This window comes from Asticcacaulis sp. P4_H10, from assembly GCF_056400965.1.
On the sequence record NZ_JBFUKH010000001.1, the window covers coordinates 239,882 to 253,953 of the forward strand.

Below are 14,072 nucleotides of genomic sequence, written 5' to 3' on the forward strand. Positions count from 1 at the left end.
CCCATTGGAACAGCATAACAGTATGAGGAAACCCAAGGTCCCCGCGGCGAACGACGCCTCTCTAGAGGACGGCGAAGCCTTGCGCGAGCACATCCTGCTGGTCGACGACCGGCCGGCCAACCTGATGGTCTACAAGTCCATCCTGGAAGAACTGGGCCAGACCATGGTCACGGCGTCTTCCGGCGAGGAAGCGCTGAAGCTGGTGCTCAAGCACGACTTCGCCGTCATCCTGCTCGACGTCAACATGCCGACCATGAACGGATTCGAGACGGCGAACCTGATTCGCAAGCGGCGCAAGTCGGCATCGACGCCGATCATCTTCCTGACCGCCTTCAACGACGAAGTGAACATCATACAGGGCTATGCCTCGGGCGCCGTCGACTTCATGCCGACGCCGGTCATCCCGGAGGTGCTGATCGCCAAGGTGCGGGTGTTTATCGAGCTGTCGCAGATGCGCCGGCAGTCGGCCATGCAGGCCGAGGAGCGTGCGCGCCGCAAGGCTGCCGAAGAGGCTGCGCACAACTTTGCCTTCCTGGCGCGTGTCTCCGAAGGCCTGTCGCGGTCGCAGAGCCGGGGTGACTTCATGCGCGCCCTGGTCCGGCTGCCCGTGCCGCACCTGGCCGATGCGGCTTTGGTCTGGTTCAAGCGCGAAGGCCAGCCCGACCGCATCGAATGGGCCGAGAGCGACGGCCGCATGACCGCCAGCCCGCCGGTCCTCGACCGGCTGGAGCCGTCGGTCAACCGCGCGATATCTGAGAACCGGCCGTTGCTGTTCAGCGACATCGTCGGTGGCAAGCTGGCCTTCGGTCAGATTCTGCCCCTGACCGTCCAGGGCGAGACGCAGGGCGTATTGGTTTTAGGATCCCGCACGCCGCAGACCGAGATCAGCCCGTTGGCCAGCGACGTTGCCCATCGCGCCGGCGTCGCGCTGGAAAACGTCATGCTGATGGAACGCATACGCGAGGCCGACCGCCGTAAGGATGAGTTCTTAGGCATGCTGGCGCACGAACTGCGCAATCCGCTGGGGCCGATCGTCAACTGTCTTCAGTTGCAGAAGATGTTGCCGCCGGGTGATCCGCGCGGCGTGGCTATCCGCGACACCATGGACCGCCAGGTCAAGCATATGGGCCGGTTGATCGACGACCTGCTGGACGCCACGCGCCTGGCGCACGGCAAGATACTGCTTCGGACCGAACGCTGCGACCTCAACCAGATCGTTCGCCAGACGGCCGCCGATTACAAGAGCCTGACGGATGCCAGCGGCGTCGCGCTGAAGGTCCATACGCCCGATACGCCGGTCTGGGTCGAAGGCGATCCGACGCGGCTTTTGCAGGTTGTCGGCAACCTGCTGCACAATGCCAACAAGTTCAGCCACGCCAACGGCGTCATTACGCTGTCCGTCGAGGGCAATGGCGCGACCGCGCGGGTCAGTGTGTCGGACACGGGCATCGGCATCGAGCCCAACATGCTGGGCCAGGTGTTCGACGTCTTCCGGCAGGCCGAGCAGGGCCTTGATCGTTCGCGCGGGGGGCTGGGGCTTGGTCTGGCTCTGGTCAAGGGACTGGTTGCTTTGCACAGTGGCTCGGTCGAGGCGCGCAGTGAGGGGCTCAATCGTGGCGCCGAGTTCCGCATTACCTTGCCTATGGCTGTAGCGGCGGAAGATACCGTGGCGCCGGCACCGACGGTGACTACAGTTGCGGAGCCTTTACGCATCCTGCTGATAGAGGACAATGTCGATGCGGCCGAAAGCGCGCGCATGCTGCTGGGGCACGACGGTCACGAGATCGACATCGCTTTCGAGGCCGAAACGGGTTTGAGCAAGGCGCGTGCATTCCAGCCGGATGTGATTCTGTGCGACATCGGCCTGCCCGGAATGGACGGCTATCAGGTCATCCAGAGAATCCGCGAGGATCAGTCGATTGCTCAGACCTATGTTGTAGCGCTGACCGGCTATGGCCGCGATGTTGACCGCAAGCGCGCGCTCGAGGCCGGCTTCAACATGCACCTGACCAAGCCGATAGACTGGGCAACGCTGACGGCGGCGCTTGGCAAGGCGGATATGCGCCGGCGTCAGGCCCCGGATGCGGTGACGGCTTAGAGGTAGCCGCTATTCCGCCGGAATATTCAGTGCTTCCAGGACCTTGGCCGGCAAGGTCTGACGGAGCTTGAAAATCTCCTCCCAAGGGTCGTGCTTGCGCGCCTTCAACACCTCCGTTGCCGTGCGGATATTGAACGCGGAGGGTTTCAGGTCGGCGCCCAGATCGCCCCATTCGACCGGCATGGCGACCGGCGCCCCCGGCCGCGCCCGCAGCGAATAGGCGGCCACCGCCGTCGCCGTATGGTCATTGCGCAGATAGTCGACAAAGATCTTGCCCTTGCGCGCCGACTTGGACGCCGTGGCGATATAGTGGTCAGGGCTGTCGTGCGCCATTGACTGGGCGACAGCGCGGGTAAAGGCCTTGATGGCGTCCCAGTGGAACTTCGGCTTGATCGGCACCACCACGTGCAGCCCCTTGCCGCCGGTGGTCTTGAGAAAGCTCTTCAACCCGAACTCCTTCATGCGCTGGCGGACCTCGGCGGCACCGTCAGTAACGTCCTTCCAGGTCGCTTCCGGATCGGGATCGAGGTCGAAGATCATGCGGTCGGGCAGGTCGGGTTCATAGGCCTTGCAGCCCCAGGGATGAATTTCCATGACGCCCCATTGCGCCAGGCTGATCAGGCCGCGGATATCGTCGATCATGACATATTCCTGGTTGCGGCCATTGACCTCTATGCCGGTGTCGTGGACGTGGTCGATCCGGCCCTGGCCGAGATGGCGCTGGAAGAAGCACTGGTCACCAATGCCTTCCGGGCAGCGGATCATCGAGATCGGCCGGTTGACGATGTGTGGCAGGATATGGTTGGCCACGGCGTGGTAATATTCCGCGACATCCAGCTTGGTGACATCGTCCGCCGGATAAACTATCCGCTCAGGATGGGTGATGGTAATGCCGCCGACATCGGCGCCTTTTGTTTTTGTTTTGGTCACGATACGCCTCCCGGCGGGTGCTCTCTCAACAGTTTCGGTATGAATAGGTATGTCGCGGCCAACCTCTTTGGCCGGCTTGTCTTCGCGCAGGCCTTGGAATGAAGGGTGGCGCAGGCGGCCATCGGGCGTCCATTCGGTGAATGCAATCTCGCAGACGAGCTTTGGTGTGACGTAGCGTGCCTCGCGGCGGACCTCGGGCGGTACAGCGGCAAATGCGCCGGTCTTTGACGTTTCGAGCGTCAGTGGGTCGAGGCGTTTGCGCAGGTCCATCGCGGTATCGACAGTGAAACCTGTGCCGCACTTGCCGGCGTAGATAAATTCGCCGTTGTCGTAATAGCCCATCAGGAGCGCGCCGATGCCGCGATGGGCGTGCGTCGGCTCGGTGAAGCCGCCGATGACGACTTCCTGGCGCTTGTGACACTTGGACTTGAGCCATGCCTTGCCGCGTCCGCGCGCATAGGGGGCATCGGCGCGCTTGGAGATCAGGCCTTCCATGCCCAGGCCGCAGATCTGATTAAGGAAGGCATCATTGCGATCGGTGAAATGCTCGCTGTAGATAATGCGGCCGTCGAGAGCAGCGTCTTTCAGCAGGGCTTGCAGGCGGGCCTTGCGTTCGATCAGCGGCAGCCGAGTCAGGTCTTCGCCATTCAGATGCAGCAGGTCAAACGCATAGTATTGCAGTGGGGCGTCGGACTTTTCTTTGCCCAGCACCGCCTGCAAGGCCCTGAAGCTGTGACTGCCGTCGGGTTCAGCGGCGACGATCTCGCCGTCGATGATCGCTGACGATACATCCAGCCTGTCGAAGAGGCGAGGCAGGGGCGCGAAGCGGTGCGACCAGTCAAGGCCTTTGCGTGTCAATAGTCTCACGCCGTCCGCATCGATCAGCACCTGGACGCGATAGCCGTCGAATTTCAGTTCATGTACCCAATTGACCCCTGACGGCATGGCGTCGGCCAGGGTCGCCAGTTCCGGTTCGATAAAGGTCAGGTGTCCTGATCTATTTTGGCTTAGCGATGCGGGCTTTTTTTTTGAGCCTGTCGCCTTAGGCTTTGGCTTTTTCTCGGCATGGCCAGCGTGCCATTGCTTATCGCCCTTGGCGATCTCGTCCATGATCCGGCCGCTGACAATGCTCTTGCCTTGCGTCTCCAGCCAGGCCTCGGCATCATCTTCGTTCGAGACATCGTCGCGATGCTTGATCAACAGCCAGTTCGACCGGCCACGATCCTCGGGTCTGCTGCGCATCCGCGCCAAGACCCATTCGCCACTCAGCCGCTCGCCGTGCAGACGGAACTTTAGGTCGCCCTTTTCCAGGCCTTCATGCGGATCGCCGACGGGCTCCCAAGTACCCTGGTCCCAGAGCATGACCGTGCCGCCGCCATACTCGCCCTTGGGGATGGTCCCTTCGAAATCACCGTAGGACACGGGATGGTCCTCGGTCTCGACCGCCAGCCGCTTGTCTGCCGGGTTGAAGCTTGGGCCGCGCGTCACGGCCCATGATTTCAGAACACCATCGAGTTCCAGGCGAAAATCGTAATGCAGGCGTGTGGCGGCGTGTTTCTGGATCAGGTAGCGGTATCCGCCCTTTTTCGCGACCTTGCCTTCGGGCTCGGCCGTTTTCGAAAAGTCGCGCTTGGCGTTGTATTTTGCCAAACCGCTTTGATGGCCGCCCTGATCCGCCATGACCTAGCCCGCCTTCTTGCGCGGCGCCGATTTCGCCTTGGCCGCTGGCTTTTTGGCCGCCGTCGTGCGTGGCTTTCGTTCGGAGGTCTTGCCGGTCTCCTTGCGGCCGGCCGGTGCCTCTTCTGCCAGGCTGCGGCGCAGGGCATCCATCAGGTTGACGACCTTCGGCGTGGGAATATCCTCTTCCAGGGCCACCGGTTCACGCTTCTCGATCTTGGCCTCGATCAGTTCCTTCAAGGCCTCGCGGTAGTGGTCGTGGAACTTGCCCGGATCGAACTTCGCCGTCTTGCGCGTGATCAGTTCGCGCGCCAGGTCCAGTTCTTCCGTATCGTGCGTGGCGGTGCGGATATCCTCGAAATACGGATCTTCGTCGCGGATCTCCTCTTCGTAACGCAGGGTCATTAGCACCATGCCCGAACCGTGGGCCTTGATGGCGCACAGCCGCTCGCGGCCGGCAATGGCCAGCTGTCCGATCGCCATCTTTTTGGAGGCGCGCAACGCATCGCGGATCAGCGAGAAGGTTTGCTCGTCGCCGCTTTTCGATGGCGCGACAAAATAGGGATTGTCGAAATAGACGTCATCGACCTCGTCGATGCCGACGAACTGCTTGATATCCAGCGTCTTGCTCGACGGGATCTTGAGATCCTTGATCTCGTCGGGCTCGATCAGGACGTACTGGCCCTTTTCGACCTCATAGCCCTTGATGATGTCCTCGCGATCGACCTCTTCGCCATCGTCAGTGACGTTCATGTGGCGGATGCGTTCGCCGGAATCGCGGTCGATCTCATGCAGCGGCAGGCTGCGCGCGCGATTGATCGCCGAATAGATGCTGACGCTTAAGGAGACCAGCGACATGCGCAGATTGCCGGTCCAGTAGGGGCGCGTGGCCATGATCGTCTCCTTTGACAAGGGCAGATTAAGGATGCGCTTTACGCGGCTAAAGATTCCACGCCGGACAAAGAGCGCGAGGTAAAGAAGGGGTTAGACCGCATGCCGTGGGGGCAAGGCCTGTTTCCCAAAAGTCACGTCATTAATCCTTGCTGAAACTGACATCGCTTCGTCAGGAAAGGTTGGGCCAATTGTCACGAAGTCCGGCTAGCTGGCTTGCCTCATGGATCACTCCGATCCGTGGGGATATATCATGAAATTCGCACTGCTTTCCGGCGTTGCCGCGCTTGCCCTCCTCAATGCGGGCACGGTCTACGCTCAGGACACCACAGTCGCCGCCGAAGCCGCGCCCGCCGCTGCCGAAGCCTCGGAAATCATCGTTTTCGGCCGTGGCCAGAGCCGCCAGACCCAGACGATCAAGGCGACCGACCTGACCGAAGTCGCGCCGGGCACCTCGCCGCTGAAGGTCCTGAACAAGCTGCCGGGCGTTACCTTCCAGTCGGCCGACCCGTTCGGCGCCTACGAATGGTCTACCCGCATCTCGATCCGCGGCTTCAACCAGAACCAGTTGGGCTTCACCCTGGACGGCGTGACGCTGGGCGACATGTCGTATGGCAACTATAACGGCCTGCACGTTTCGCGCGCCATCATCAACGAAGACATCGCGCGCATCGACATGGCCCAGGGCGCCGGTTCGCTCGATTCGGCCACGGCTTCGAACCTCGGCGGCACGCTGAAGTTCGTGTCGCGCACCCCGGCTGACGTCATGGGCGGCGAACTGGCCGCGACTGTCGGTTCGGACAGCATGCACCGCCTCTACGGCCGCTTCGAAACCGGCGCGATCGAATCGCTGAACGGTCTGCGTGGCTTCGTGTCGATCGTCGACCAGAAGGCCGAGAAGTGGAAGGGCGCCGGCGACCAGAAGGCCTTCCAGGCCGACACCAAGTGGGTCCTGCCGGTCGGCGAAGGCAAGCTGACAGGCTTCGTCAACCACTCTGAACGCCGCGAACAGGACTATCAGGACCTGTCGTTCGAAATGATCGACCGCCTGGGCTACGACTGGGACAACTTCCAGCCGAACTGGGCTCTGGCCAACCAGGTCGCCGCCGCCTATCAGCAGGGCACAGCGCTTCCGGCCGGTATCGGCACGGTTGACGATGCCTACTACTACGGCGCCGGCGTGCGCGACGATACCCTGTCGGGCCTGACGTTCGAAACGCCGCTGTCGGACACGGTCAGCATCTCGGCCAAGCTCTACAACCACCAGAACGAAGGCCAGGGCCTGTGGGTCACGCCGTACCTGCCGTCGCCGGGCGTCAGCTACTCGCCCTTCTATAACGCCGCGTCGCCGTCGGCCGACAACGCCTATGTGTCGATCCGCACGACGGAATACGAGATCGACCGTACCGGCTTCGTCGGTGGCATCGACTTCGATCTCGGCGCACACAAGCTGTCGGCCGGCCTGTGGGTCGAAGACAACGACTTCAACCAGGCCCGCCGCTTCTACGGTGAAACGCGCAACGCCCCGCACCGCGACAGCCTGGGCTTCCAGGAAAACCCGTTCTACACCCAGTGGGAATACGCCTTCACAACCAAGACGACGCAATACTATGTCCAGGACGTCTGGACGGTCAGCGAAGCCCTTAAGGTCAACTACGGCTTCAAGGCGCTGAGCGTCGAGAACACCGTCAAGCAGATCGTCGGCGGCACCATCGCGGCCGAGCTGAAGTCGGAAGATACCTTCCTGCCGCAGATCGGCGCCGTCTATGACTTCGGCAATGGCTACGAACTGTTCGGTTCGTACAGCGAGAACATGAACGCCTACGTCTCGGCCGCGACCTCGGGCCCGTTCAGCTCGCAGTCGCAGGCGAACATCGACTTCGTCCGCACCAACCTGAAGCCGGAAGAGTCGAAGACGCTGGAAGGCGGCCTGCGCCTGCGCACCGACCGCTTCCAGGGCGTTGCGGCCCTGTATGCCGTTGACTTCGACAACCGCATCCTGGCGGTGGCGCAAGGCGCGGGCATCGTCGGCAACGCGCCGGTCCTGTCCAACGTCGGCGGCGTCGAAACCCGCGGCATCGAACTGGCCGGCACCTATCGCTTCACGCCGACCTGGGCGCTGTACGCGGCCTACAGCTTCAACGACTCGACCTACCGCGACAACGTCGTTGCGGCGGACGGCTCGATCAAGGCGAACACCAAGGGCAAGACGGTCGTCAACACGCCGAAGAACCTGCTGAAGACCGAGCTGAGCTACGACAACGACACCCTGTTCGGCACGCTGGCGCTCAACCACACCGGCGAGCGTTACTACACCTATGAGAACATCGGCGGCCTGGTCGAAGCCACGACCATCGCCGACCTGACCGTCGGTTATCGCTTTGTCGACCTGGGCCTGACGCTGCAACTCAACGTCACCAACCTGACCGACGAAGAACACATCTCCACCATCGGTTCGAACGGCTTCAGCAACAATGACGCCACCGGCACGTCGCAGACCATCCTGACCGGCGCCCCGCGTCAGGTCTTCCTGTCGCTTCGCAAGAAGTTCTAAAAAAAGCGTCACAGACTTGAAGTAACTGAAGTAACACTAAGCCAGCCTGCGATGATCCGCAGGCTGGCGCTTTTTCTTCCGGAGCGCCTATGAACCGCCGCCAACTGCTGACAACCGAAGCCGCCGCCCTGACTCTTTCCGCAGGATATGCCCGCGCCGCCAAGGCCAGGACGCCGCTCGTCATCGCGCATCGCGGCGCGTCGGGCTATCTGCCCGAACACACGCTGGCGGCCTACGAGATGGCCATCCGGATGGGGGCGGACTATATCGAACCCGATGTGGTCTCGACGAAAGACGGCGTGCTGATGGTGCGCCACGATCCGGTCCTGACCGATTCGACCGATATCCTGAAACACCCCGAATTTGCCGATCGCAAGCGCACGCTGAAGCTCAAGGGCTTTGAGATCACGGATTTCTTCGTCAGCGACTTTACCCTGGCCGAACTGAAGACCCTGCGCGCGACCCAGGTCTTCGCCGACCGCGACCATAGCCACGACGGCAAGTACGAGATCCCGACACTCCAGGAGGTCATCGATCTGGCGCAGGGGCGCTCACGCGACACCGGCCGCACCATCGGCATAGCGCCCGAAATCAAGTTCCCGACCCTGCATCGCGATCTGGGCCTCGGCATCGAGGAAAAGCTGGTCGCCATGCTCGACCGCGCCGGGCTGAATAAGGCGTCCTCACCGGTCATTATCCAGTCCTTCGAGCAGGCCAACCTCAAGGCTTTGCGCAAACTGACGCCCGTGCCCCTGCTGCAACTGATCAGCGGCAGCGGTGTCGATGTTGCCGGCAATGTCGTCCTGAAAGCACCGGACGACAGACCCTATGACTGGGCGGTGTCGGGCCGCGCCGGCACCTATGCCGATCTGCTGACGCCGGAGGGTCTGAAAGAGGTCGCGACCTATGCCGACTTCGTCTCGCCGTGGAAGCGGTGGCTGGTGGCGCCGGCTGGCAATGAGATGGTGCGCCGTCCGGAGATCGTGGCCAATGCCCACGCGGCCGGTCTGAAAGTCATCAGCTGGACGCTGCGTAACGACAGGCTGGACGCCTATTATGATGGCGATACGGCGCAGGAATATCTCGACCTGTTCGGCATGGGCGTCGACGGCGTGTTCAGCGACTTCGCCGATACGGCGGTTGCGGCACGAAATCGTTTCGCAAGCTGGTAACCCAAGCGCTTTCTGAAACGCAGTTCGGCGAAGCCAAAAGTGTGCAACGGTTTTCAGATAAAAGCGCGACAAAAGAAACCACGTCGCACCCCTGTCATCAAAGCGGATTAAGCGCACGCTAGACATCAGTTATCTCCAAAGGGAGACAGCCCATGCCTATCAGCCGCCGGCACGCCCTTTTCGCCCTGGGCAGCACCTCCGCCATTCCCGCTTTCGGCGGCTCGAAGACGGCGCCCAGCACCGCCATTCGCTTCGACCACGGTGTCGCTTCAGGCGACCCGCTGGTCGATCGCGTCATCCTGTGGACGCGGCTCAGCGGCCTGACCAAGGCTACTGAAGTCACCTGGCAGATCGCCGAAGGAAATAGCTTCGACAGGCTGGTCGCGCAGGGTCGCTTTACGACGGACGCGGAGCGCGACTACACGGTCAAGATCGATGTGGCTGGCCTGAAGCCCGCTACCGGCTATGTCTATCGTTTTATCTGCAAGGGTGTGACCTCGGTGACAGGGCGGACCCTCACCCTGCCGGAAGAGACGAATGACGTCGTGCTGGCGATCGCCTCGTGCTCGCTCTATCCCAACGGCTATTTCAACGCCTACCGCGCCATTGCCGATATGGATCGGCTGGACGCCGTCGTCCACCTTGGCGACTATATCTATGAGTATGGCGCCGGGCCCGACGACTACGGCATGGGCAATGGCCGCACGCTCGGCCGCGCCCCGCAGCCCGTCTATGAGATCGTCAGCCTCAACGACTACCGTACCCGCCACGCCCAGTACAAGGCCGATCCCGATCTCCAGGCCGCCCACGCCCGTGCACCGTGGATTTGTGTCTTCGACGACCATGAAATCACCAACAATCCCTGGACCGGCGGCGCCCAGAACCACAATGCCGGCGAAGGCGACTGGTGGGCGCGAAAGGCCGCTGCACTCAGGGCCTATCGCGAGTGGATGCCGATCCGCGATGCGGCGTCGGGGCAACTGTCTGAAGCCATCTATCGCAGCTTCCGCTTCGGTCAGGTCGCCGAACTGGTGATGATGGAGACGCGTCTGCTGGCGCGCACCAGGCAACTTGAGTTCGAGGACATCCAGGTCGTTGATGGCAGGCCCGACTTTGCCGGTTTCCGCGCCAAGCTCGACGATCCGGCGCGCGAACTGCTTGGCGCGCAGCAGAGCCAATGGCTTGGCGATACGCTGAAGGCCTCGACCGCCGCCGGCGTGCGCTGGCAGGTTCTGGGTAGCCAGATGATCATGGCGCGCGCGCCGGGGCCCGACCTGATCGGCGTCATGGGGCAGGACCGCGTCGCCAGCTTGCTGGCGGCCCTGCCGGAAGCCTTGCGCGAAAAGGTCGGCGTCATGGCAAGCCTGTTCACCAAGGACATCGCCCTGCCGCTCAATCTCGACGCCTGGGACGGCTATCCCGCCGAGCGCGAGCGCCTCTATGATCTGATCAAGGCGGCAGGTGCGCGCACGATCGTCGTGTCGGGTGACAGCCACACGGCCTGGGCCAACGAACTGAACGATGCCGCGGACAAACGCGTGGCGGTGGAATTCGGCGTCACTGCGATCACCAGCCCGACGCGCTATCTCGACAACTGGCTGCCAGACCTGCAATTGGCACAGACCATGGCGAAACAGAACCCGGAAATCGTCGCCGCTGACGATGGCCACAATGGCTTCCTGCGCCTGACCCTGACGAACGATGGTGCGCGGGGCGAATGGATGGGCGTCAGCACGATCACGTCGCGCGACTTTGTCAATCAGACCGTTCAGCGCTTCGACGTCACAGAAACAAATGGCGCACTGGGTTTGGTCACCATCTAGAATCGGGAAATTCAGCGCCGTGGGCCTCAAGCTGTAACTCGCTTATTTTTTCAAAGTCGTAGCCCGAATTACGAATATTTAGCAATTAAGCATTTTTATTATTTACGTGCATAAACGCACAGATGGATAAAGCTGGCGGCATTGTTGTTTTCAACGATTGTGCTGCCGTGCAACTGCGTTGTCAAAGCTGGAATCCAACAACCGGGAGTGTGGCGTATCATGTTTTTTTCCAGATCTACGGCGTCTGACCGCTTCATAGAAGCCCTCGAGTCGTCCCAGGCGATTATCGAATTCACGCCCGATGGCCGGATCGTCCGCGCTAACGGCAACTTCCTTAACGCCGTCGGTTATGTCGAGCGTGAGATCGTCGGACAGCACCACAGCATATTTTGTACGCCAGAATATGCCGCAACGCCGGCCTATCGTGACTTCTGGAAGGACATGGCAGCGGGCAAGTTCCGTGCTGGTGAATTCAAGCGCGTCGGCAAGGGCGGGCGTGTTGTCTGGCTGCAGGCCTCCTATAATCCTGTGGTGGACAGCAAGGGCAAGGTTGTCAGAGTCGTGAAACTGGCTTCGGACATCACCGAAGAGAAGGCGCTGAGTCTTGATCACGCAGGCAAGGTCATGGCCATTGGCCGCGCCCAGGCTGTAATCGAATTTTCGACGGACGGAACGATACTGACGGCCAACGATAATTTCCTGGAAACCCTGGGATACCGGCTCGACGAAATCCAGGGCCGCCACCATAGCCTGTTCTGCGACGATGAGTACGCACGCTCCGCCGACTACCGTTTGTTCTGGGACGCACTCGGCCGCGGCGAATTTCGCGCGGCGGAATACCGCCGCATAGCCAAGGGCGGTCGGCCGGTCTACATCCAGGCCTCCTACAACCCGATTTTCGACGACACCGGCGCGGTTATCAAGGTCGTCAAGTTCGCTACCGACGTGACCGAAAACGTCAACCGCCGCCTGTATAATGACGGCATCGGCCGCGATATCGACGGCCAGCTCAATGGCGTCCTGTCACAGATGGATGAAGCCAACCATATGGCTTCGGGCGCCTCCAGTGCTTCGACCGAGACCAGTTCGATTGTCAGTGCAGTTGCCGCCGCCGCCGAGGAGCTGAGCGCCAGTGTGCGCGATATCGGCTCCAACATGCTGGCGGCCAAATCCAGCGTCGAAGGCGTCTTCAAGCACACGGAAACCGCCAACAGCTTCGCCGCCAACCTGTCCGAATCCGCCGGCGCCATGAACAATGTCGTGGCCTTCATCCAGAGCATCGCGTCGCAGATCAACCTGCTGGCGCTGAACGCGACGATCGAATCCGCCCGGGCGGGGGAGGCCGGCAAGGGCTTTGCGGTCGTGGCCTCCGAGGTCAAGAATCTCGCCAACCAGGCGGCGGCTTCGACCAAGACGATCGGCGAGGAGATCAACAAGATCCAGGCCGTGAGCGCCGAAGTCGCCACAGCACTGGAATTCATCTCGACCTCCATGACCGACGTCCTGGCCAATGTCGGCAATGTCGCCGGCGCCATTGCGCAGCAGGAAGCCGTCACGGGCGAGATATCGGGCAATATGCAGTCGGCCGTATCGGCGGTTCACGAGATCGAGGAAAGCCTGATACGGATCACCGAAGCCTTTGCAGTCGTAACCTCATCTTCGGCGACCGTGAAGACGAGCGTGGAAAAGCTTGTAGCTTAACTGAAACCGGCCTGGTTCATTCCGTTTTAAGGCCGGACTTGCAGATCAACAGGCCTTGATAGCCCGAAAGCTTGCCAATCTCCGTCATATCCTCGATATGGAGGCCGATCCGTGCGCTGAACGGTTGTATTCGCGTGTCCGCGATATATCCGTTTTCGCTTAGTCCGTTGAGTTGCTTAAAATGCCTGAATATCAAGCACATAGATTTAGTGTGGCGCCTATGATGGATTGGACCGACCGGCATTGCCGGGCGTTCCACCGTGTCCTGACGCGGCGTGCCCTGCTCTATACCGAGATGGTAACGTCGAAGGCGGTCATCCACGGCGACCGAGATCGCCTGTTGGGCTTTTCTGACGTCGAACATCCGGTTGCCCTGCAACTGGGCGGTTCCGAGCCGGATGAGTTGGCGCAATGCGCGAAGATCGCCGAAGACTGGGGTTATGACGAGGTCAATCTCAACTGTGGCTGCCCATCGGATCGGGTGCAATCAGGATCGTTCGGCGCCTGCCTTATGCGCGAACCGCTGCTCGTGGCCGACAGCATGCAGGCCATGCGTGAGGCGACGACGCTACCGGTTACGGTCAAGTGCCGTATCGGCGTCGATGACCAGGAGCCGCGCGACAGCCTGTTCGCCCTGGTCGAGGCCTGTAAAAAGGCCGGGGTCGGCACCTTTATCGTCCATGCGCGCAAGGCGTGGCTGAAGGGACTGTCGCCCAAGGAAAACCGCGATGTGCCGCCGCTCGATTACGAGCTGGTTTACGAATTAAAGCGAAGCTATCCCGACCTCATCATCAGCATCAACGGCGGTATCGGCACGCTGGATGAGGCCGAGGCGCACCTTGCGCACGTCGATGGCGTCATGCTGGGCCGCGCGGCCTACCACGAGCCTGCCCTGCTGGGAGAGGTCGACCGGCGTTTCTTTGGCGACGGTGACGATGTCGGGCCGTTCGCGGCGCTGGAGGCCTACCGGCCGTACATGCAGGCGCAACTGGAGGCTGGCACGCCCTTGCCGCACATGGCGCGGCATATGCTGGGCGTGATGCATGGTCTGCCCGGCGCGCGGGCCTTCCGCCGTATCCTGACGGTCGATGCGATCGCGCCGGGGGCAGGGCTTGAGGTGCTGGACCGCGCCATTGGCGCCGTACACGATGCTATGGAGGCGGGCCGTCAGCGTCGTGAGGCGTACGAGGCCGAGAAGGCTTAAAGGATAACCACGGATAGCTGCG

The 14,072-nt window shown here is 61.7% G+C and carries 8 protein-coding genes; 6 read left to right on the forward strand and 2 right to left on the reverse strand.

What is annotated here, in order from left to right; genetic code table 11:
* Nucleotides 1–22 precede the first annotated feature (22 nt).
* Nucleotides 23–2,098: a response regulator gene (locus AC1DON_RS00990; RefSeq protein WP_476932863.1), complete on the forward strand. Its 2,076-nt coding sequence runs from the start codon at nucleotides 23–25 to the stop codon at nucleotides 2,096–2,098.
* Between the two features lie 9 nt (nucleotides 2,099–2,107).
* Here AC1DON_RS00990 and ligD read toward each other — a convergent pair whose 3' ends face one another.
* A complete protein-coding gene (gene ligD / locus AC1DON_RS00995; protein ID WP_476932864.1) occupies nucleotides 2,108–4,708 on the reverse strand; it encodes a DNA ligase D in 2,601 nt (866 codons plus the stop codon).
* Between the two features lie 3 nt (nucleotides 4,709–4,711).
* Nucleotides 4,712–5,599, reverse strand: coding sequence for a non-homologous end joining protein Ku (ku, locus tag AC1DON_RS01000; protein WP_476932865.1), 888 nt, complete (start codon nucleotides 5,597–5,599; stop codon nucleotides 4,712–4,714).
* Between the two features lie 250 nt (nucleotides 5,600–5,849).
* Between ku and AC1DON_RS01005 the strand changes: the two genes are divergently transcribed.
* From AC1DON_RS01005 to dusA, 5 genes are all read left to right on the forward strand, one after another.
* Complete coding sequence (locus AC1DON_RS01005; RefSeq protein WP_476932866.1) at nucleotides 5,850–8,150, forward strand: TonB-dependent receptor; 2,301 nt, start codon at nucleotides 5,850–5,852, stop codon at nucleotides 8,148–8,150.
* Nucleotides 8,151–8,239: 89 nt separating this feature from the next.
* A complete protein-coding gene (locus AC1DON_RS01010; protein WP_476932867.1) occupies nucleotides 8,240–9,322 on the forward strand; it encodes a glycerophosphodiester phosphodiesterase in 1,083 nt (360 codons plus the stop codon).
* 152 nt (nucleotides 9,323–9,474) lie between these two features.
* Nucleotides 9,475–11,145, forward strand: coding sequence for an alkaline phosphatase D family protein (locus tag AC1DON_RS01015; RefSeq protein WP_476932868.1), 1,671 nt, complete (start codon nucleotides 9,475–9,477; stop codon nucleotides 11,143–11,145).
* 219 nt (nucleotides 11,146–11,364) lie between these two features.
* Nucleotides 11,365–12,846 carry a methyl-accepting chemotaxis protein gene (locus AC1DON_RS01020; RefSeq protein WP_476932869.1) on the forward strand — a complete coding sequence of 494 codons (1,482 nt, stop codon included), beginning with the start codon at nucleotides 11,365–11,367 and terminating at the stop codon, nucleotides 12,844–12,846.
* A gap of 181 nt (nucleotides 12,847–13,027) precedes the next feature.
* Nucleotides 13,028–14,050, forward strand: a complete 1,023-nt coding sequence (gene dusA / locus AC1DON_RS01025; protein ID WP_476932870.1) for a tRNA dihydrouridine(20/20a) synthase DusA — start codon at nucleotides 13,028–13,030, stop codon at nucleotides 14,048–14,050.
* Nucleotides 14,051–14,072 lie beyond the last annotated feature (22 nt).

Excerpts from the sequence above, each read along its gene's own strand:
- AC1DON_RS01010 (WP_476932867.1), top strand. The coding sequence starts at position 8,240 with ATGAACCGCCGCCAACTGCTGACAACCGAAGCCGCCGCCCTGACTCTT.
- ku (WP_476932865.1), bottom strand. The coding sequence starts at position 5,599 with ATGGCCACGCGCCCCTACTGGACCGGCAATCTGCGCATGTCGCTGGTC.
- AC1DON_RS00990 (WP_476932863.1), top strand. The coding sequence starts at position 23 with ATGAGGAAACCCAAGGTCCCCGCGGCGAACGACGCCTCTCTAGAGGAC.
- AC1DON_RS01015 (WP_476932868.1), top strand. The coding sequence starts at position 9,475 with ATGCCTATCAGCCGCCGGCACGCCCTTTTCGCCCTGGGCAGCACCTCC.
- dusA (WP_476932870.1), top strand. The coding sequence starts at position 13,028 with ATGCCTGAATATCAAGCACATAGATTTAGTGTGGCGCCTATGATGGAT.
- AC1DON_RS01005 (WP_476932866.1), top strand. The coding sequence starts at position 5,850 with ATGAAATTCGCACTGCTTTCCGGCGTTGCCGCGCTTGCCCTCCTCAAT.
- AC1DON_RS01020 (WP_476932869.1), top strand. The coding sequence starts at position 11,365 with ATGTTTTTTTCCAGATCTACGGCGTCTGACCGCTTCATAGAAGCCCTC.
- ligD (WP_476932864.1), bottom strand. The coding sequence starts at position 4,708 with ATGGCGGATCAGGGCGGCCATCAAAGCGGTTTGGCAAAATACAACGCC.